The organism is Ponticaulis profundi (assembly GCF_042659465.1).
GTDB classification, from domain to species: domain Bacteria; phylum Pseudomonadota; class Alphaproteobacteria; order Caulobacterales; family Hyphomonadaceae; genus Ponticaulis; species Ponticaulis profundi.
Genome location: NZ_JBHSSW010000012.1, coordinates 152,420 through 173,056 on the forward strand (window position 1 = coordinate 152,420; position 20,637 = coordinate 173,056).

Sequence of the window (20,637 nt, forward strand, 5' to 3'; positions counted from 1 at the left end):
CCAGTAAAAACGTGTCCGGACACCTGAATTCGCGGTCATTTTCACGCTTTTGCGAGACGTGGAACGAGCCTGCCAACGCGACGTTGGTTTGTCAGGAAACAAAAAGGAGATCCCATGAAACGGCATTCAAGTGCGATCTGGAGCGGCACACTCAAGGAAGGCAAGGGCTCGATCACCACACAATCGGGCGTGCTCGACGGTCAGCCTTACAGCTTTGAAGCCCGCTTCGAAGACGAGAGCGGGAAGAAGGGCACCAATCCGGAAGAGCTGATCGGAGCGGCGCATGCGGGCTGTTTCACCATGCAATTGTCGGCACTGCTCGCCAAGAATGAGACGCCGGCAGAAAAGCTCGAAACGACGGCGGATGTGAGCGTGGAGTCTGCTGATGGCGGTGGTTTCGAAATCACCTCAAGTGCGCTGACGCTGACAGCCAGCGTGCCGGGTATCGACAAGGACAAGTTCATGGAAATCGCCAACACGGCGAAAACCGGTTGCCCGGTTTCCAAGGCCCTCGCCGGTGTCGAGATCACGCTCGACGCGACGCTGGCTTAATCCAGCCCGACCTGAGCGCGTGGAACATGCGCTTTGACATTGATATTGATGGCGGCTCGATAGCGCGTCTCGACCGGTGAGGCCGAGGCGTGCTTCAGCTTGCCGTCAAACACCAGCGTGCGCCCCTTTTTCGGTGTGATGCGGACGATCTCCTCGCCGGGAATGTAAAGCTCGGTGTCACCATCACTGTCATTCACATAGTATAGAATGACATAGTGGTCGAAATCGTCATCGGTGTGAGGCGGGTGTGTTTTGGGTGACTTTTCCCAGCCCACCATATTCGCTTTGGCACGATAGAGGTCTTTCAGTTCCAGACCGAAAGGCTTGATGATCTCCATCGGGATTCCCATCACCTGCGAGGCGATCTGATCGTCACGATAGAATCCATGCGTGAACTGAGGAACATCGTCCGGCTGTGTTTCGCCGGTCGAGTAATTCGTGTTGGCGTGAAAATTCCAGGGAAACTGGAAGCCGAAAATGACCATTTCGATCTGGTCACACAGCTTCGGGTCAATCAGGTCTTCATAGATGCGGTAAAGTCTCGGCATGCGCCTTTCGCCCCCTGCGCAATGGTCTGCACAGAGAGCCTAGCCGAGACGATCGCCGGTGCAAACCGCTACCACTGCATGCCCAGCGTGCGTTTCAGCCATTCATTGAAATCGCCCGGCTTGTCATAGGCGCGCTCATCAAGCGTGCCGAATGCGAGAAGAGGACCTTCTGCATTCTCGACGCGAACGCCGCCCGGTGCCATGTCGCCAGAGCCCATCCATTTCATGGAGTTCGGGCTTGCATCGACGACCAGCATCACGCGGTCTTCACGCATGTTTTCGTCTTCACCGGTCTTGAAGGCCAGCCCGTAAATGGTTTCGCGACCCCAGATACCGTGGCTCGTTTGCTGAAGCTTTCCGTTCAGCAGCACTTCGTCATGTGTCAGATGGCGACGCCATTGCAGAAGGTGCATGGTTTCGCCGTTGATCAGCTTGATATCGATTTTCCAGTGCGCGAGACGGATGAGGCTGGCTTGCATTGTTTTCTCCTTTACGGAAACATATTATCGCAAAACGATAAAATCAAGCGCCAATCCATCCGAGTGCCAAAGGCGAGAAGAGAAGAAGGGCGATAGCCAGAAAAATCCGGTAGATCACGAAGGGCAGGAAGCTGATCCGCTTCAGCAACGCCATCAGAACGAAGATGGAGGCATAGCCGGAGACGAAAGACAGGCCGGCAACGATCAGCCCGTCTGACATATGCGCGGCGCCAGCGGTATCGTCTGCCGTCAAAAGTTCCAGAATGGCATAGGCGCCGCCCGCAGCGAGGATGGGGGCGCCGATGAGCATGGAGAAGCGGGCCGCTTCTGTTCGCTCAAAGCCGAACCAGCGTGCGGTCGTCATGGTGATACCGGATCGGCTTGTTCCGGGGATTACGGCGGCGATGGCCTGGCTCGCGCCGATCAGCAAGGCCTGCATCAGCGACATGTCCTGCAGCGACTTCTCGTTCTTGCCTTTCGTATCCGCCCACCAGAGGACCAAACCGAAGACGAATGTGGAGGCTGCGACCGTCCACACGCTGCGAAGAGCATGCTTCATGTCTTCCGTGAGAAGCAATTCGTGCAGAAAGGCGATGGCGAGAGCAATCGGCATCGAGATCAGGATCAGCGCGGCAAGCCGGCCATTATCGCTCAGGGATTTTTTCGTGGCGGGTGCCGCGACAAGCTCAAATCCGCCTGCAATGGCGCGTCCGACATCCTTGTAGAAATACAAAAGGACCGCAAAAAGGGTGCCGACATGCGCCATGGCGTTGATCAGCAATTCGTCGCGTGTCGCAAAGCCGAAATAGCTCGATGCCAGCAGGACATGACCGGAAGAGGAGATGGGGAGCCATTCGGTAATGCCCTGAATGAGTGAAATGAAGATGAGCTGGATGATGGACATGAGGGCTCCGGGGGCAGGACCGTTTGTCGTTAGCCTCGTTTTTTGCCTGCGCAAAGAGGGAGGTGGTTAATCTGCCATTGATATTCAGGGTTGCCGATCAATCAGGCTTCTTACAATCGTTGAAACATCTCCGATGACGCGTCTGGCTGCAGGAGAGAGACAGTTCCTTTGCGTGTGATGATGGCAAGCGTGAGGCAGGCGGCAGATCAAAAGAATATCTTCTTGAAGTCCTCGCGCCGTATGTCTGGTACGTCGCGCTGTCGAAATGACGTGCTGATGTTCGCTTTCTTTGACTGGATGTTCGGAACGCTGCATATTCCAGAGAGACGGTCATCCCGATATGGCGTGCCTGGCGAAAGCCCACACTGGACGGAAGAGGCGTTTTATCCGCTGAATCACCTCACCCCAGCCCGGAAACAAAGCTCCGAACAGGCATAAGTATCATTGTGATATTTAAAAATTGCGACACTTTCTCATCTTGAGGAGAATATTTTGCAATATCGATCCATCATGTATCATATCGATATATGATGGATGATTATCTCCTTGCGTGGGCTATTTTGATTTCATATGGTCCGCGCGAAACTAGGAGATGCCCATGACGAAGCGGATGCTAAAGTTCGTTTCCACCGCCCAGACGCCACCAGAGAAGCGTGCAGCTGATGACCGCTCTGATGACTTCCACGAGATTTATCGTGAGTACATCGCGGACAAGGCTCAGGAACAGTCTTCACGGTGCTCTCAATGCGGTGTGCCTTTTTGCCAGCAACACTGCCCGCTCGGGAACAATATTCCCGACTGGCTGATGCTGACAGCGGAAGGTCGACTGGAAGAAGCGTTCGAAGTGTCTTCCGGCACAAACAACATGCCGGAAATCTGTGGCCGCATCTGCCCGCAGGATCGTCTGTGCGAAGGCAGCTGCGTCATTGAACAATCCGGCCATGGCACGGTGACCATTGGTGCGGTCGAGAAATACATCACGGATACAGCCTGGGATAAGGGCTGGGTGAAGCCGATCATACCACCGAAAGAGCGTAATCAGAGCGTTGGCGTGATCGGTGCGGGACCGGGTGGCCTGGCGGCTGCCGAACAGATGCGCCGCAAGGGTTATAAAGTGACGGTCTATGATCGTTATGACCGCGCTGGTGGACTGCTCGTCTATGGTATTCCGGGCTTCAAGCTGGAAAAATATGTCGTTGAGCGCCGTACCAAGCGTCTCGAAGAGAGCGGTGTTGAGTTCGTTCTCAACTGCGAGATCGGCAAGGATCTGAGCTTTGATGATCTGCGTGCGCGTCATGACACGGTGCTGATTGCAACGGGCGTCTATAAGGGCCGTGCGCTGACCATGCCGGGTTCAGGCGCGGATGGCGTCTATCCGGCTCTGGAATATCTGACAGCTTCCAACCGCAAGAGCTTTGGCGACACGGTCGAGGCATTCGACAATGGACAGCTGAATGCCGAGGGCAAACGCGTCGTTGTTATTGGTGGCGGCGACACGGCGATGGACTGCGTCCGCACCGCCATCCGCCAGGGCGCAAGCTCGGTCACCTGTCTGTATCGCCGGAACCGCGAGAACATGCCGGGTTCGCAGCGCGAAGTGACCAATGCCGAGGAAGAAGGCGTGGTGTTTGAATGGCTCGCTGCGCCGAAAGCCATTGCTGACAATGGTGGCAAGGTGTCATCGGTGAAAGCGGTCCGCATGCGCCTCGGCCTGCCGGATTCCTCCGGTCGTCAGGCACCTGAAGAAGTGCCGGGTTCTGAGTTCGACCTCGAAGCCGACATGGTGATTCAGGCGCTCGGTTTTGATCCGGAAGATCTGCCGATCAAGTTTGACGAGAACGCGCTCACGGTGAACCGCTGGGGGGCTGTCCGCATCAATTATTCGACCATGATGACCAGCATTGATGGCGTCTTTGCGGTCGGTGACATTGTCCGCGGTGCGTCACTCGTCGTCTGGGCGATCAAGGATGGCCGCGACGCTGCTGAGAAGATGCATGAGTATCTTCAGAAGAAAGCAGCCGAACTCGCACCCGTCGCCGCGGAATAAGAACAAACACGCGGCGTCGCACCTGATCTGCTGACGCCGCCAGAAGACAAACTGGCTCGGTTTGCCGGAGAAACAGAACAATGACGAACTCCATCGACAAATATCTCAAAGATCGCCAGACGCTGATCGACGCGCAGGCTTACAATCCGGAAGACGAGCATGACGCGTGTGGCGTTGGTCTTGTTGTGGCTCTGGATGGCAAGCCGCGTCGTGAAATCGTTGAAATGGGCGTGCGCGCGCTGAAAGCGGTCTGGCACCGCGGTGCGGTCGACGCGGACGGCAAGACAGGCGATGGCGCAGGTATTCGTGTGGACGTGCCGCAGGACTTCTTCAAGGAGCAGGTTGCACGGACTGGCCACAATCCGAGTGAAGCGCCGATCTGTGTCGGTCAGATGTTCCTGCCACGCACGGACCTGATCGCTCAGGAAGCGGCTCGGACAATCGTCGAAAACGAAATCCTGAAGTTCGGCTTCTATATCTATGGCTGGCGCCAGCCGCCGATTGACCCGTCTGTCATCGGCCAGAAAGCGAATGACACACGTCCTGAGATCGAGCAGGTTCTGTTCTATGATGCGCAGGATCGTTCGGCTGCTGATCTGGAGCGTGCGCTTTACATCTGTCGCCGCCGGATTGAGCGCCGCGCACGTGAAGCGAACATTCCAAGCTTCTATGTCTGCTCGCTCTCACAGCGCAATCTGATCTATAAAGGCATGTTCCTTGCCGAGGATATTGATCGCTTCTTCCCGGACCTGAAAGACGAACGCTTCGTGTCTGCGGTTGCGATCTATCACCAGCGCTATTCGACCAACACCTTCCCGCAATGGTGGCTGGCTCAGCCATTCCGCATGCTGGCACACAATGGTGAGATCAACACGGTTCGTGGCAACACGAACTGGATGAAAAGCCATGAGATCCGCATGGTCGCGGATGCCTTTGAAGGCCATGAGAAAGATCTGAAGCCGGTGATTTCGGGCGGCGGTTCGGACTCTGCTGCACTCGACTCCGTGTTCGAGATTCTTGTGAAAGCGGGCCGCCCTGCGCCGATGGCCAAAGCCCTGCTTATGCCGGAAGCCTGGTCCAAGCGTGATAGCATCATGCCGGACTCCCACGCCGCGCTCTACGCTTATGCAAACTCCGTGATGGAGCCTTGGGATGGCCCGGCGGCGATTGCTGCTTATGACGGTCGCTGGGCGATTGCAGGCCTCGACCGGAATGGTCTGCGCCCGATGCGCTACGCGCTGACGAAAGACAATATTCTGGCCGTCGGTTCTGAATCCGGCATGTGCCCGCTCGATGAAGAGAACATCACGCGCAAAGGTCGTGTGCGTCCGGGTGGCATGATTGCAGCGGACCTGCAGGAAAACAAATTCTACGAGCACAATGAAATCGTCGATAAGCTCGCTGAGGCGAACCCGTATCTTGAATGGCTCGAGAACGTCAAAGAACTCGATCCGATGATCGGTCCGGGCGAAGAGCCTGTGAAGTTTGACAAGGCAGAGCTGCGTCGCCGTCAGGTGGCGGCTGGCTTCTCCATGGAAGACATGGAACTTATCCTCGCGCCTATGGTGGAAGAGGGCAAGGAAGCCATCGGTTCGATGGGCGATGACTCGCCGCTGGCGGTGATTTCAAACACCTACCGTCCGCTGTCGCACTTCTTCCGTCAGAACTTCTCTCAGGTCACCAACCCGCCGATTGACCCGCTGCGGGAAGACCGGGTGATGTCGCTGAAAACGCGCTTCAAGAACCTCGGTAACATTCTGGCATCTGATGCCACACAGACCGACGTGTTCGTGCTCGACAGCCCTGTGCTGTCCAACGGCATGTATGAGCGCCTGATGAACGTCATTGGTGACCGCGTCTGCGTCATCGACTGTACGTTCGAGCCACCAGCATCTCTGAAAACGTCTTCAGGTGAAGCCATGCGCAAGGCGCTGGATCGCATCCAGCAGGAAGCCGAAGACGCGGTTCGCTCCGGTCATGAACACATCGTTCTGACAGATGAGTTCCAGGGACCAGACAAGGTTGCCTGCCCGATGATCCTGGCCGCAGGTGCTGTGCAGTCACACCTCGTCAATCAGGGGCTTCGCTCATTCTGTTCGATCACGGTTCGCTCGGCTGAATGCCTCGACACGCATTATTTCGCCGTACTGGTCGGCGTCGGCGCAACCTGTGTGAACGCATATCTCGTTCAGGAATGCATTGCCGAGCGTCATGCCCGCGGTCTGTTTGGTGACTTGTCACTAAATGACTGTGTGCGCCGCCATAAGGAAGCGATTGAAGCCGGATTGCTGAAAATCCTCTCCAAAATGGGTATTTCGGTCATCTCCTCCTATCGCGGTGGCTACAACTTCGAAGCTCTGGGCCTGTCTCGCGCACTTGTCGCTGACTACTTCCCAGGCATGACGAGCCGGATTTCCGGTATCGGTCTGTCCGGTCTTGAGAAGAAGGCTGTCGAAATCCACGGCAAGGCTTATGATGAAGACGTCATCACCCTGCCAATCGGTGGCTTCTATCGCATTCGCCGCGCAGGTGAGCGTCACGCGCTGGATGGTGCGTCCATTCACCAGCTCCAGGCGGCCTGCGATTCCGGCAGCTACGCGCTTTACAAGACGTACTCGCAGAACCTTCAGAAGCATGAGCCGGTGCAGATCCGCGATCTGCTCGACTTCAAGCCGTCTGACCGCTCTCTGCCGCTGGATGAAGTTCAGTCGATCAACGAGATCCGCAAGCGCTTCCTGACGCCAGGCATGTCACTGGGGGCTCTGTCACCAGAGGCGCACGGTGCGCTGAACATCGCGATGAACCGTATCGGTGCGAAGTCTGTCTCCGGTGAAGGCGGCGAGGATCGTGATCGCTACAAGCCGCTGCCAAACGGCGACAACCCGAACTCTGCTGTCAAGCAGGTCGCATCCGGTCGTTTCGGTGTCACAGCTGAGTATCTGAACCAGTGCCGTGAGATCGAAATCAAGGTTGCGCAGGGTGCGAAGCCGGGTGAGGGCGGACAGCTTCCGGGCTTCAAGGTCACGGAAATGATCGCGAAATTCCGGAACGCAACGCCGGGTGTGACGCTGATTTCTCCGCCGCCGCACCACGACATCTACTCGATCGAGGATCTCGCGCAGCTCATTTATGACCTGAAGCAGATCAACCCGATTGCCCGGGTCTGTGTGAAGCTGGTTGCCCGTTCCGGTGTCGGTACGATTGCAGCCGGTGTCGCCAAGGCGAAAGCGGATATCATTCTGATCGCGGGCAATGTGGGCGGCACAGGTGCCTCACCGCAAACATCGATCAAGTTTGCCGGTCTGCCGTGGGAAATTGGCCTCGCTGAAGCCCATCAGGTGCTGACGCTGAACAATCTGCGCGATCAGGTCACACTGCGGACCGATGGTGGTCTGCGGACGGGCCGTGATATCGTCATGGCGGCCATGCTGGGTGCTGAGGAATATGGTATTGGTACGGCGTCCCTCGTGGCGATGGGCTGTATCATGGTACGTCAGTGCCACTCCAACACCTGCCCGGTTGGCGTCTGTACACAGCGCGATGACCTGCGTCAGAAATTCACCGGTACACCGGACAAAGTCGTCAATCTGATGAGCTTTGTGGCTGAGGAAGTCCGTGAGATTCTGGCCGAGCTTGGTTTCTCCAGTCTGGATGAAGTCATTGGCCGCACGGACTTGCTGACACAGGTGTCCCGTGGTGCAGCGCACCTCGACGACCTCGACCTGAACCCGCTTCTGGTCAAGGTCGAACAGGATCGTCCGATCACGTACAAGCCAACCCACCGTAACGAAGTGCCGGAAACGCTCGACCACCAGATCCTGCGTGACGCGCAGCCATTCTTTGATCGCGGTGAGAAAATGCAGCTCGCTTATGGCGTGAAAAACGTCCAGCGCGCGATTGGCTCGCGGGCATCATCGGAAATCGTTCGCCGCTTTGGAAATGACGAGCTGCCGGAACACCGTCTCTGGGTGTCTCTGCGCGGGTCGGCTGGCCAGTCGCTCGGTGCGTTTGCGGTGAAGGGTCTGACGCTGGAAGTCATCGGTGACTCCAACGACTATGTCGGCAAGGGCCTGTCAGGCGCGACCATCATTCTGAAGCCGTTCTCGCATCTGGCGATGGACGCGTCGAAAAGCACGATCATCGGCAATACCTGCCTTTATGGTGCGACGTCGGGCTATCTCTACGCAGCCGGTCAGGCAGCAGAGCGCTTTGCGGTTCGTAACTCGGGCGCAACAGCGGTGATTGAGGGATGTGGTTCGAACGGTTGTGAGTACATGACCGGCGGTAAGGTCGCGATCCTGGGTGAAGTTGGTGACAATTTCGGCGCAGGTATGACCGGCGGCATGGCCTTCCTCTACGACCCGACCAACCGGTTCGAAAAGGTTGTGAACCCGGATTCAATCGGCTGGAACCGCATCCAGTCTGCGCATTGGGAGAGCGTGCTCAAGGAAATGGTCACAAGCCATTATGAGCGTACCGGTTCTCGCCGCGCGATGACGATCCTGGATCAGTGGGAAGTCGAACTTCCGCATTTCTGGCAGATCGTTCCGCATGAGGTGAAATCCCGCCTCGAGCATCCTCTCTCGGACGATGCGGCGGTCGTTGCATAAGACATAAGAAAGGGCAGCCAGTGGCTGCCCTTTTTTGATCTGCCGATGAGATCAGGCGGCTTTTGCGAGTTTGTGTGCGAAGTCTTCACCTTCACGAGCACATTCGCAGATTGCCTCGAGGATTTGTCGTGTTCGTCGGTCAAGGTCCGGCTTTTTCAGCTTGTCCTCGACATCGTCGATCAGAAATTCCTCGCCATCGTCAATCGCCCTGAAAGCGGCGTGCTGGTCATCCTGGAAGAGGCAAGAGAAACGGGTGAAAGCACGGTGTATGTTTCCGACCATTCCTCCATCCGTTTCCGGATCGCCGCCCAGAATGCGAACTTCGGACTGACAGCGCGCAACAAGGCGGCGTCGTTCTTCAGCTCGATCAATCAGTTTGCGACGCAGCGGAATGTTGTTTTCATCCACCATTTCGCAAGCCATCTCATATCCCCGACTGCTATCAATCAGCGTACGGGTGACATGGTTCAGGGCACAAATATCTACGTTACTCATCGGCTCAATCCTTTTTCAGGCGCCGATTAAGCGGCGGCTTTTTTGTTCACTTCGCCCATGGCAATGCTCGTCATCAGACGGTCGCCGCCATAGGTCTCATCCAGGCATTCCTGAATTTTACGCGCATCTGACATCAGGCCGAGGCGTCGTGCGAAAGCCGTCAGGCAGCCATAACCGGCAATGCCATAATGGGCCATGCGCTGGTATTGGGTGATGATGACGGCGTCGCGTGCATCGTCATCCTTGATTTCGGCGTCGAGGGCGTGCTTGCGAGCTTCTTTTACAACGCCTTCCATGCCGAAGCAGAATTCGCCTTTTGGATCAGCATCATGCTCTTTCAGAATGCCTTCGATCACGTCGCGGCCTTCACGAATGCCTTTTGCGCCGCGTTCGAGGGCTTCTTTCAGCTCTTCATTGTGCGCTTTTTCCGCCAGCTTCTCAGTGACTTTGATCGCCTGATTGTTGGCGCTGTATACGTCCTGAAGTTGGTCAATATAGACGTCGGTCAAATTAGAGATAGTCATGGGGTCCTCCTTCCTTTTTGAACCTGTTTTTCTAACTACACTTCAACAACGGAAGGACTCGGGGAACTGTTCCGTCAAAAGCGGACATTAAACTTCCTAAAAACAGTGATATTCTCGGGAACAGGTCTGGCTTGTCTGCGTTCGCAGGTGCTTATTATGGCCGGAGGAGGGGACGGTCATGACGCTTTCTGAATACAATGCATTTTGTCAGTCGCTCGCGCATTCAACCCATGTCGTGCAATGGGGCGGGTCTCATGTCTGGAAGATCGGCGGCAAAGTGTATGCGATTGGCGGATGCGATGATGGAGAGACGCTTGCGCGCTGCTCCTTCAAGGTCTCACGCATGGGGTTCGACATACTGAAGGAGCGCGATGGCCTGAAAGGCGCGCCGCATCTTGCCTCGCGCGGGATGAGCTGGATTCAGCGATATTCCGACGCCGCGATGAGCGACGAGGAGCTGCTTGGCTATATCTCCGATAGCTACACCATTGTCGGGCGGGGGCTGACGAAGAAATTACAGAGAGAACTGGGGCTGCTGGAGACCTGAACCCAATTGTCCGCTTTCCTGCACCCACTGCGTGAGTGAAGTGATCTGATCGGTGGGAGTTTCCGGGAATGAAATTGAATTTGCTTGGTGCGCTTGCAGCGGCTGGCCTTTGTCTTGCAACTTTGGGGGCGGCGTCAGCGCAATCTGACCCGCAATCACGGGACGCCATTCTCGAAGCATTCGGTGTGGACATTAAGAAGCTTCCCAAGGGCAGTGATGTCACGCGCGTCCCGGGCCAGAATGGCGAGAGCGATCAGCTCCTGCTTCAGGTGCCAGCCAAAATCTCGACAAGCTGGGCGGCGCCCAGCCAGACGTCTGCCAGTTGCGATATCACGCTGACATTTGTGCGAACGGGCAAAACAACGGGCCAGAACGGTCAGCCACCACACTCCCAGCATCTCTACTCCTCCGGTACGATCACGCACTGGGCGGGCGCTTTTTATATGCCGATCCGTGATGGCAAACCTCTGATCGGCAAGCCGGGTGTCTGGCCTGAGGAAGGGTATCCTGCAGGACTGGCGGGCGATGGTGTTCTGATCCCGGCGCCGACCTGCGATGCCTCGAACGAGCTTGGCTACACGATCACGCCCAATGACCCTCCGTACAAAGAGCAGGAGAAGGAATATCGCGAGCGTGGCTTGCCGGATGCGCAGATTCAGCAGGCTCTGAAAATGATGACGCAGATTGGAGGCCGCTCGGCAAACCCCTATGCGCGCACGGTGCCATGGAATGAATTCGTCCGCCTGACCTGTTACTCACGCTATTTTCCTGTCACGCAGATTGTTGACGGTCGTCCGGAAAGTTTTGTCCTGAAGTTTGAGGGCCGCCTTGAGCATGAAGATGAACCCGCTTGTCCGTTGACGGCGGCGAAAGGCTATATCCATGTCGGCGACCCGCCGGAGGAAGAGACCTTCGCCTTCATCAAGGCCTTTCCGGAGCCTGAAACCCACTTCAAGCCGGATGGTTCTGCCTTCGCCTGCACAAACAATGATCCGGTTAATCCGCTGGTTCAGTTCGACTTTACGACAGACATCAAGGCCAGCACGATTGCCCGTTCGGTGACGCTGGAGATCGAAACCGGACCTGATAGCTATCAGCCGGTCAATGCGCCATTCGAAGTCATGAATGACACCAGTCTGATCATGTCTCCGGGCACCAGACTGGAGCCACTGCGTCGTTACCGTGTTCGGGTCGCCGGGGGTGAAGCCGGTCTCACAGGCTATGGCAAAAAGGATATACTGCCTGAGGATCTGGAGCTTGAGTTCCAGACAGCGCCGGCCGAAGCTGGCGTTCAGTTGGATTCTGTCTTCAGGCGGGACGTTGATCTCGGCATTTACCAGGTCGTGCGCGATCAGCCTGTGCTGCCGGGCAAGGAAACCTTCGCCCGAACCTATCTGCCTTACCCATCATCCAATCTCGGAAACGAACCGAAAAAACTCGCCCCGAATATGTGCCTCGATGTGAGTGTGCGAAGTGAGGCCACAGGCAATCTGCCGGAAATCGGGTTTACCGAGACCTCCTATGTCGCAACACGCGCTGATCTGATCACGAAAAAAGATCGAAGACTGGGATATAACAAGGCGCTGAGCCAGGGCTGGGTCCCGCGTCCACAGGAAGGTGGAGGTGACGGCCGCCGCCTGTTCGCAGCGAGGGTCACGCCGGCGAACTTCACCTCCGCGATTGAAGGGGCCGAGCCGCCGAGCACCGAAATCGGAGCCGACAGACCCACGGAAATTCTGAAACAGCCGATCCGTCTGCCGATCAAGGTTTATGCGGCACGTGTGAATATTGATGCGATCGATGACGCCATCGCGGCACTGTTTCCTGATCAGATTTCGAAGGATGGGGAATTACAGGGCGATGAGGCAAAACCGGACGCGGCCAGAACGCTGACCTCTATTGCCGATTATCTTCGCGCGGCAAACGAGAAGACACCGCAGCTGGCCAGAGAGGTGATTGCGCGCGGCTCCGTCATTTCCGAAACACTGTCAGACTATCTACCGGTGAACAGCGCTTCCATGCAGAATGGCGGTAATGTGAACATCAGTATCTGGCTGAACACGCAGGCTTTTGTGAGAGGGGCTGTGGGCATATCGGCCGATGAGATCAACAAGACGATTGTGAACCAGTTCGCAGCGGCCCATGAAAATCAGGTTCTGCCCAATTGCCGCGGGCTGGAGATCTGCACACTAGTCGTGCCATGGCGATGGGGCGGTGCCAAAGCGTCGACGAACAACGCGTTGCGTGCGCGCGGCCTGATCCTGGGCGTTGATACGCTTGAACCCAAAATCATGGAGCGTATCGGGCTCGCCTTTGCGCATGAGATCGGACACGATTTCGGGCTCGCGCATGTGCCAAATGATTTTGATAAGGCAGAAGAGCAGACCCGCATCAACAATCAGCTGTCGCGCCAGGATATCCTCTGGCCGGACATTGATGCCATGTTCCGTCGCTCTGATGGCACAATTGTTTACCGTTCGAGCAAGGACGGCAATTCAGAACATTCCTCGCTTTATCCGATGATGTATCACGTGCTGGTGAGGCCTTATAATTCGGCCTTGCCGGACGATCAGTATCGGCAAATTCTGAAGGCCTTGCGCGCGCCTTATTCTGGCAATCCGCAGTATTACGGGCCGTATGCTGAAGGTTCCGAGAGCTCGAAATTCCGGTTGGAGCTTTTCAATTGGCGGAAAACCAATTCGCTCTATCAGGCAGGAGCGCGGGCTCAGGAAATCTTCCCGGTCCTGCGATATAATTATCCTGCACTTGAGGAGCAGGAAGACGCGGAAACCGCCTTGGGCGTCTCCTTGAGCTTGCTCGCGACCGATGCCGGTTGGCTCGCGCCCCTCAATCCGATCGTGATGAAAGGCTGGACATTGCCCGCGAGTGTCGAGCTGGAGGATGGCGCAGCTGATGTCTTGCAGCTTCGCGCCCTGGATAAAGCAGGCAAGGTCATCGCGGCACAGGACTTCGATTTGCCAGCGACGGCTCAGGATGGGCGTTTGCGTGCCTTCCGGCTCGAGGCGGCGCTGTCCATGTCCGCCGCAGACCTCGAGCAGGTTGCGACACTGGAAGTCTTCTCCGGGACGCAAGAGCTGATTGCGCGTATGCCGAGTGAGGCGTTTGCCGCGCGGGCGACAGCGGCTGAACCTGTCGAGGAGGAGCCGGTTGACGCAGACATCCTCGCGCCTGCGGAGGAACCGCAGGGGGCTGAGCCGGTCATTTCTGAAGCCAAACCGAAGCCCGCCGCTCCGACACAAGATCGCTCGCAGGACGAAACCATTGCGAAAGCGCCTGAAGCCAAGTCTTCGGCGCAGGGGGGATCTTTCGGAAGTTGCGGGATGAGTCGAGCCGACATTGCAGCCCTGGTTGATCACCAGATGGCTGGTCTGGAAGGTCTGTCAGGCATCGGGAATGTCGAGCAACTCAAAAAAGAGCTGCTCGAATCCTATCTCGCAGAAGACTACCCGAAGGATGTCTTATGCGAGATGCGTAAAGAGATGGAGTAGGCGCGCCTACTCGATTGCGCCGCAGGCAACGCGGGCACCGGCGCCGCCGATTGGCTGGGTCATGTGGTCATCTTCATTCTCGTGAATGATGATGGCCGAACCATCAGCGTCCATCAGGGACGCGCCTGTGGTGAGCGTGGTGAAGGCTTCATAGCCAGCTGAGCCGTCTGCTGCGACCCAGATGTTTGGAATGTCGCCGCCTTCAGGACCTTCCGGGTTCAGAAGGCCGTGGCCGCCATCGACCTTGCCAACATGGCCGCCGGAGAGCTTGAACTCGCCCGTGTCAGAGCAATCGCCTTTCTGGTGGAGGTGAAGGCCATGCCAGCCCGGCGTTAGCGCACCTTCGTTCAGGGTGATGCGCAGAAGCACGCCGTTTGGACCTTCGAGAATATTGGCTGTACCAATTTCCTCGCCTTCATCACCGACGATGGACGCGCGCGCATTCATCATGCTTGGCAGGCTCGTTGTGCCTTCAGCCTCTGGTGCCATGGCCTCTTCCGGCGATGGCGTCATCGTTTCGCTTGGCGGCGGTGTTGTCTCCGGTTCCGTCGTTGGCGTTTGCGCTTCACCACATGCCGACAGCATGAGCGCAGAAACAGAAGCGGCGGTAATCAGAAATCTAGATGTCATTTGGGTCTCCTTCCCAGAGGAAATGGGTAACAATCCCGGTGGTTCCAGATTGACTGAGGTTAATTCAAAAGGACAGGTGTTTTGCAAGTCATTTGCAAATTTACTATCTTGATCCGGTAAAAGACCCATCGCACAACCGCGCACTCAGTCAGCGCAAGGAACACCCCCGATATGACGGTTCGCACCTGCCTTCCATGGCCAGACAAACGCTTACGCACGCCTGCAGAGCCGGTGACAGAGATCACCGATGAGATCCGTGCGATCTGGACCGATATGATCGATACAATGGAAGCCATGCCGGGTGTGGGACTTGCGGCAAACCAGATTGGCGTGATGCAACGCCTCGCAGTCGTCGATGCCTCGCAGGAGCGCGGCAAAGCGGTCTGTATGGCCAACCCGGAAATCCTGCACGCCTCTATTGAAGATCGCGAGTATGATGAGGCGAGCCCGAACCTGCCGGGAGTGCATGCGAAAATCTCGCGTCCACGTGCGGTCACTGTGCGCTTTCTGAATGCGGATGGCGAGATAGAAGAGCGTGACTTCGTGTTGCTCTGGGCGACCAGCGTGCAGCATCAGATCGATCATCTGAATGGCAAAATGTATTTCGATCACCTCAGCAAGGTGAAGCGTGACATGCTGATCAAGAAATCGAAAAAACTGTCGCGGAGATAGGGACTCCGTCAATCAGGCCCGCTGGATGATGACATCCGAAACCGGCCGCCTCAAAGACATTGGCAGGGTGGGCGCTCTGCCAAATCGCACCACAAGATCGGGACGCCTGGCCCCTGCGCCGAGCCAGCTTGCAAATTGGGTGCGGACGGTGGGCACTTCGATCGCCTGGTTGAGGTGTGCGGTACGGATGCCCAGCAATGTTGCCTGCAGGGCAAAGCGCTGAAAACTTTGACCCACACGCGCCCAGTGTTCGGGGGTCTGCTCGTCGCCAATAAAAATCGCGATACCGGACGAGGATCGAACGTGGTCGCGGTATTTATCATTTTCCGATTGCTTGGTGAAAAAGGCTTTGAACATCCGCTCTCCGATCCAGCTTGGAAGGACCGGGTTGCCAGAGCTCGCGGTGAACAGGCCGTCTCCTGTTTTCAGCGCTTGATCGGGGCTGAAGCGCAACCAGCTCAGCAGCTCTGATATAAACGCAGGGTCATCCATTTGCGCGCTGTTTCCGGCGATGACGGCTTCGAGAATGGTCTCCAGATCGGCGCGGTCCTCGAATACCAGCATGGAGACGCCATCCTGTCTTGCGGCATCTTTCAGGCGCTGAAGGTCCTCAGCGGAGATTGGCGCGCCATCGTAAACGGAACGCGTTGACTGGCGCAGCGGAATGGCTGGATAGAGCGGCGATGTCTTTATGCCATTAGGATCGAGCGAGATTTCGAGGCCTGGTTCATGCGAGTCGATGAATCGGAGCCTTGGCTCGAAACCGTGTTGTGTGGCGGCGACTTTCAGATTTTCGGCGGCGCATCCAAGGCTGACAAAGAGGTGGTGATCATCCGGATCGACCACGGCCGTCCGCCGAGAAAAATCAGGCAGGATCTGCACGCGCTGTTCGTCGAGATAAAACCGCCAAGGCTGGGTGTTGTGGCCATTGGCGGCCAGAATTGCCATGCCCACAAGATCGGAAAGTGCCGGATTGGTAGAGAGAAGCGTCCTTTGCTGCGCGACTGTTTCTTCATAGCGTCCAAGCTTGGGCCAGAGCCCATAGCCGGTTGCACCAGCCGCACCGACGGCCAGTCCAGAAATCAGCATTGTTCGGCGTGAAAGCACGTTGTTCACCCCCGATAATAGGCCGCGTGCGCGGTTATGCTCCTATTTTTGCGGAGTACCGGGCTTTCATGCAATCGGGCAAAATGTATCAGGCTGAGTAGATGAGCTACATCCCGCGCAGTTTTTCGATCAGTTCGGCCATATCTTCAGGCGGGGGCTGTTCGAAATAAAGATCCTCGCCCGTAACCGGGTGATCAAACCCCAGAATATAGGCGTGTAGCGCCTGGCGTTTGAAGGCGCGGGCCGCTGTGGTTGCTTCGCGGAAGGCCTCGCCATCGCCAAAGGCTTTCAGGCCCTTGAACTTGCCATAGACAGGGTCGCCGACAACCGGGGCGCCAATATGGGCCATGTGTACGCGGATCTGGTGGGTGCGCCCCGTTTCCAAACGGCACTCGACGAGGGCTGCGGCGGGCAGAGCGGATTTCTCATCCAGCATGCCAAAGGTTTCGACGGTTTTGTAATTGGTAATGGCGTGCTTGCCGCGCTCCACATAGCCATCGCCATCGGGTTCGTGCCAGTCGGCGGAAGCGGTCCGTTTGCTTTCGCGGACCACAGCCATTTTCTTGCGATCACCGGAGTCGCGATCAATGCGCGTCTCAATACGGCCAAGCAGCGGGCGCGGTGCCCCGCGTGTGATGGCGAGATAGCGCCGGTCCATGTCATGCGCCTGAAAGCGCGCCACGAGCCCGGTATGGGCAAGCTCTGACTTGGCGACCACCATGACGCCGGAAGTGTCCTTGTCGAGCCGATGCACAATGCCGGGGCGCGCCACGCCGCCAATGCCGGACAGGCTATCACCGCAATGATGCAGAAGGGCGTTGACGAGGGTCCCATCCCATGCGCCGGGCGCCGGATGGACAACCATGCCGGCGGGCTTTGCAATCACGATGAGATGCTCATCCTCGAACAGGACGTCCAGCGGAATATCCTGCGCCTTGGGCGTTGCAGGCTCCGGGTCCGGCAGCACGAGCGTATAGGTCTCGCCTTCGCTGATCTTGTATTTCGGATCAATCTTGCCGTCATGGCTTGCCGAGACCTGACCGTCCTCAATGAGGCTTTTCATGCGCGAGCGGGACAGTTCTGAAACCTGCTCGGACAGCCAGCGATCAAGTCGCGTGCCAGCGGCGTCGGCGTCTACCGTATATGTGTGGGTTGTGGACATGCGCCCACATGTATGGAGAAAAAGCCAAAATGGAAATGGTCTTCTTCTGCCAATACAGATCGCAGACGGATTATCCGCGCAGAGATGCGATCAGACCATGGGCCGCACGACGTGCTGTGACTTCCGGTAGCGGGGAGCGCATGATGACCAGACGGTGCCAGATTGGTCCGAACAACAGCTCGCAGCAGATATCAATGTCATAGTCACGGCGGATTTCACCACGCGTGGACGCTTCAGCAAGCACCGCTTTCAGCGGCTTGCGGAAGTGAATGTTGAAATAGTTGCGGAACTCGGCGCCGGCCTGGGCATCGTCCGAGGCAGCCAGGAGCGCACAACGCAGCAGGTATGCTCCTTCGCTTGTGCGAGCGACCTCGATCAGCGGGTCGACAAAGCGCGCAAGTTTTACATCCAGAGGGCCGGCAATCATGGGCGCCGGGTCTTCAACCACTTCGAACGCGGCTTCGACGACCAGCGCAGCCGGTGTTGACCACCATTGCTCGATGTCCTGTTCGGTTGCCTGACAACGCAGCAGAACCTCTTCGAGGCTGAAATTCTTCCAGCCCTGCTCGACCAGTTCCTGACGGGCAGCAGCCATGACACGGTTGCGGGAGGCTTCCCCACGGATAATTTCGTTACGCACACTGCGCGGTTTGAATTCGACGATCGGTTCGTAAGTTGTATCTAGCATATCTCTTGCCCCTTAGACCGCACATGCCGTCCGAGAGTTCTTCTATTGTTTTCGTGTATTACGGCCTCAACACACGACTCCGTCGCTCGGTTCCCGGTTTGTGGACGAAATGTCATATATCCGAAGGGCCGTTTCGGCCTTTGGGGGCATGATTCGAAAATATAACTTCAAGTATATCAGGTATCTGCATCGATCTGTTGCGCAATTACCATACCGCTGAAGATTGGGTTAACTGCTTCAGTTTTTTGTAAAATAATTTGCGGCGGCAGGGCTGGCCCGGCTGGCGAACATCGTCAAAATAACTGACGTGAGCGTCACAAACGTGTTGCATCTGTGCGTTAGGCAAGGCTCACTTCGGTTCGGATCGGGAGTTGGGCAAAATGGATATTTCAAGACGTCGCGCATTTGGTTTGTTTGCGGGTGCCGCAGGGGGCGTTGGCCTTGCGAGCTGTGCAACGACAGACGCAGCACTCGGAGCAGATGCAGGCATTGCGAGCCTCGCCAGCACGGATGTGGCTGTCAGTTTCGATCATGGTGTTGCCAGCGGAGATGCCTTGCAGGATCGCGTGATCTTATGGTCCCGCGTCACGCCGGCGAGCCATGTAACCGCGCCGATTCCGGTTCGCCTGATCGTTGCGACGGACAAGTCTGCGCTGGAAGCGTCTGAGCTTTCTGGCGACGCGGTCACCATCATTGATCTCGAAACCAGCCAGTCGCGTGACTACACGATCAAGGTCGATCTGGGTGAAGAGGCGCCGCTGACGCCGGACACAAGCTATTACTTCCAGTTCGGCGTTCAGACGCCGGACGGCCTGGTCTCATCGCCAATCGGCCAGACGCGCACCTTGCCGAAAACGGGCGGCGACAAGCTGGTTATGGCTGTTGTCTCCTGTTCGAACTATCCGTTCGGATATTTCAACGCCTATCGCGCGATTGCTGAGCGGGATGATGTCGACGCGGTCATGCACCTTGGCGACTATATCTATGAGTATGGCATTGACGGGTATGGCGGTGAGAACGCTGAACGTCTTGGTCGCCGTGTTGATCCGGTCACCGAGATTGTCTCTCTGGAAGACTATCGTCTGCGTCACGCGCTCTACAAGAAAGACCCGGATCTGCAGGCCGCACACCAGAATGTGCCATGGTACTGCACCTGGGACGACCATGAGAGCACAAACAACTCCTACCGGACGGGCGCGGAAAACCACAATCCGGACAATGGTGAAGGCGACTGGACCGCACGCAAGCAACGTGCTGTTCAGGCCTATCTCGAATGGATGCCGGTACGTGACCCTAAGCCGGGTCGCGCACAGGAAGCGATTTATCGCAGTGCGCAGTTTGGTGACCTTGCTTCCATGTTCATGCTGGAATCGCGCCTGCTTGGCCGTTCCGATGAGATTTCATGGACGACCGAGCTGAGCGGTGTCGAGCCTGCCAACATCCCCGCCAAAGTGGCTGAGACCTCTCAGAAAGTCGCTGACCCGAGTCGCACCATGCTTGGCAAGGTTCAGGAAGACTGGCTCGCCAAGAAGCTCAAAGCGTCCGTTGAGGCGAATACAACCTGGCAGGTTCTGGTCAATCAGGTGATCATGGCCTCTGTCAGACTGCCTGATTTCTCCAAAACGCTGAAGCCAGAACAGCTTTCGGCCCTGCCAGCAGGCTATGCGCAGATGCTGATCCCATTTTCTGCCATGGGCCTGCCATTCAACCTTGATGCCTGGGACGGCTTCCCGGCGGCGCGTGAGCGCCTCTTTGCGGCGTCTGAAGCGGCCGGTGCACGCCTCGTGACGATTACAGGCGACACGCACACGGCCTGGGCGAACGAGATGCATGACGCTTCTGGCAAATCGACCGGTGTCGAGTTTGGCTGCACATCCATCACCTCGCCGGGCATGGGCAAATACCTGCCAATCGAAGGTCTGGGCGAGATGTTCGCAGAAGCAAACGAGGATGTGGTCTGGCATGACCCGTTCGGCAATGGTTTCACGCTGCTGACCCTGACAAAAGACAAGGCGAAGGCGGACTTCTACAAAGTGTCGACCATCGAAGCAAAGGAATACACCACTGAATTGGTGGCGAGCTTCGAAGCCACACCTGAAGACAAGGGCGTGAGCAAACTCAAAGCCGTCTGAGTTTGCAAAACAGCTTCCAACGCGTATAGGC

At 56.9% G+C, this 20,637-nt stretch carries 17 protein-coding genes; 8 read left to right on the forward strand and 9 right to left on the reverse strand.

All coding sequences use genetic code 11. The annotated features are described in order from the left end of the window. The first annotated feature begins 114 nt into the window (after positions 1-114). Positions 115-552, forward strand: coding sequence for an OsmC family protein (locus ACFQDM_RS10020; protein ID WP_377378612.1), 438 nt, complete (start codon positions 115-117; stop codon positions 550-552). On the opposite strand, the gene ACFQDM_RS10025 is transcribed toward ACFQDM_RS10020, so the two are convergent. The 3 genes from ACFQDM_RS10025 to ACFQDM_RS10035 form a co-directional block, all read right to left on the reverse strand. Next, on the reverse strand, positions 549-1,100 hold the full coding sequence (locus ACFQDM_RS10025; protein WP_377378614.1) for a 2OG-Fe(II) oxygenase: 552 nt from the start codon (positions 1,098-1,100) through the stop codon (positions 549-551). The genes ACFQDM_RS10020 and ACFQDM_RS10025 overlap by 4 nt on opposite strands. A gap of 68 nt (positions 1,101-1,168) precedes the next feature. After that, the gene (locus ACFQDM_RS10030; RefSeq protein ID WP_377378616.1) at positions 1,169-1,579 is read right to left on the reverse strand and encodes a hypothetical protein; all 411 of its coding nucleotides are present in this window, start codon (positions 1,577-1,579) and stop codon (positions 1,169-1,171) included. A gap of 43 nt (positions 1,580-1,622) precedes the next feature. Continuing rightward, a complete protein-coding gene (locus tag ACFQDM_RS10035; protein WP_377378618.1) occupies positions 1,623-2,483 on the reverse strand; it encodes an undecaprenyl-diphosphate phosphatase in 861 nt (286 codons plus the stop codon). A gap of 240 nt (positions 2,484-2,723) precedes the next feature. Here ACFQDM_RS10035 and ACFQDM_RS10040 point away from each other — a divergent pair, with 240 nt between their 5' ends. From ACFQDM_RS10040 to gltB, 3 genes are all read left to right on the forward strand, one after another. After that, on the forward strand, positions 2,724-2,921 hold the full coding sequence (locus tag ACFQDM_RS10040; RefSeq protein ID WP_377378620.1) for a hypothetical protein: 198 nt from the start codon (positions 2,724-2,726) through the stop codon (positions 2,919-2,921). Between the two features lie 160 nt (positions 2,922-3,081). Continuing rightward, the gene (locus tag ACFQDM_RS10045; protein WP_377378622.1) at positions 3,082-4,530 is read left to right on the forward strand and encodes an NAD(P)-dependent oxidoreductase; all 1,449 of its coding nucleotides are present in this window, start codon (positions 3,082-3,084) and stop codon (positions 4,528-4,530) included. An 80-nt stretch (positions 4,531-4,610) separates the two neighbouring features. After that, entirely contained in the window at positions 4,611-9,140 is a 4,530-nt protein-coding gene (gene gltB / locus ACFQDM_RS10050) for a glutamate synthase large subunit (protein WP_377378623.1), read from the forward strand. Positions 9,141-9,191: 51 nt separating this feature from the next. Here gltB and ACFQDM_RS10055 read toward each other — a convergent pair whose 3' ends face one another. Beyond that, the gene (locus ACFQDM_RS10055; protein ID WP_377378625.1) at positions 9,192-9,635 is read right to left on the reverse strand and encodes a PA2169 family four-helix-bundle protein; all 444 of its coding nucleotides are present in this window, start codon (positions 9,633-9,635) and stop codon (positions 9,192-9,194) included. 26 nt (positions 9,636-9,661) lie between these two features. After that, entirely contained in the window at positions 9,662-10,159 is a 498-nt protein-coding gene (locus tag ACFQDM_RS10060; protein ID WP_377378627.1) for a YciE/YciF ferroxidase family protein, read from the reverse strand. A gap of 178 nt (positions 10,160-10,337) precedes the next feature. Here ACFQDM_RS10060 and ACFQDM_RS10065 point away from each other — a divergent pair, with 178 nt between their 5' ends. Together ACFQDM_RS10065 and ACFQDM_RS10070 are read left to right on the forward strand one after the other, a co-directional pair. Then, positions 10,338-10,706, forward strand: coding sequence for an MmcQ/YjbR family DNA-binding protein (locus ACFQDM_RS10065; RefSeq protein ID WP_377378629.1), 369 nt, complete (start codon positions 10,338-10,340; stop codon positions 10,704-10,706). A gap of 68 nt (positions 10,707-10,774) precedes the next feature. After that, positions 10,775-14,215, forward strand: a complete 3,441-nt coding sequence (locus ACFQDM_RS10070) for a hypothetical protein (RefSeq protein WP_377378630.1) — start codon at positions 10,775-10,777, stop codon at positions 14,213-14,215. Positions 14,216-14,221: 6 nt separating this feature from the next. Here ACFQDM_RS10070 and ACFQDM_RS10075 read toward each other — a convergent pair whose 3' ends face one another. After that, positions 14,222-14,845, reverse strand: coding sequence for a superoxide dismutase family protein (locus tag ACFQDM_RS10075; protein WP_377378632.1), 624 nt, complete (start codon positions 14,843-14,845; stop codon positions 14,222-14,224). Between the two features lie 171 nt (positions 14,846-15,016). Between ACFQDM_RS10075 and def the strand changes: the two genes are divergently transcribed. Next, positions 15,017-15,517 carry a peptide deformylase gene (gene def, locus ACFQDM_RS10080; RefSeq protein ID WP_377378633.1) on the forward strand — a complete coding sequence of 167 codons (501 nt, stop codon included), beginning with the start codon at positions 15,017-15,019 and terminating at the stop codon, positions 15,515-15,517. A gap of 12 nt (positions 15,518-15,529) precedes the next feature. Here def and ACFQDM_RS10085 read toward each other — a convergent pair whose 3' ends face one another. From ACFQDM_RS10085 to ACFQDM_RS10095, 3 genes are all read right to left on the reverse strand, one after another. Continuing rightward, positions 15,530-16,606 (reverse strand): Acg family FMN-binding oxidoreductase, encoded by a 1,077-nt coding sequence (locus ACFQDM_RS10085; protein WP_377378635.1) that lies wholly within the window; start codon positions 16,604-16,606, stop codon positions 15,530-15,532. 124 nt (positions 16,607-16,730) lie between these two features. After that, positions 16,731-17,786: an RluA family pseudouridine synthase gene (locus ACFQDM_RS10090; RefSeq protein WP_377378637.1), complete on the reverse strand. Its 1,056-nt coding sequence runs from the start codon at positions 17,784-17,786 to the stop codon at positions 16,731-16,733. 70 nt (positions 17,787-17,856) lie between these two features. After that, entirely contained in the window at positions 17,857-18,474 is a 618-nt protein-coding gene (locus ACFQDM_RS10095) for a TetR-like C-terminal domain-containing protein (protein WP_377378639.1), read from the reverse strand. A gap of 380 nt (positions 18,475-18,854) precedes the next feature. Here ACFQDM_RS10095 and ACFQDM_RS10100 point away from each other — a divergent pair, with 380 nt between their 5' ends. Next, positions 18,855-20,606, forward strand: coding sequence for an alkaline phosphatase D family protein (locus tag ACFQDM_RS10100; protein ID WP_377378641.1), 1,752 nt, complete (start codon positions 18,855-18,857; stop codon positions 20,604-20,606). Positions 20,607-20,637 lie beyond the last annotated feature (31 nt).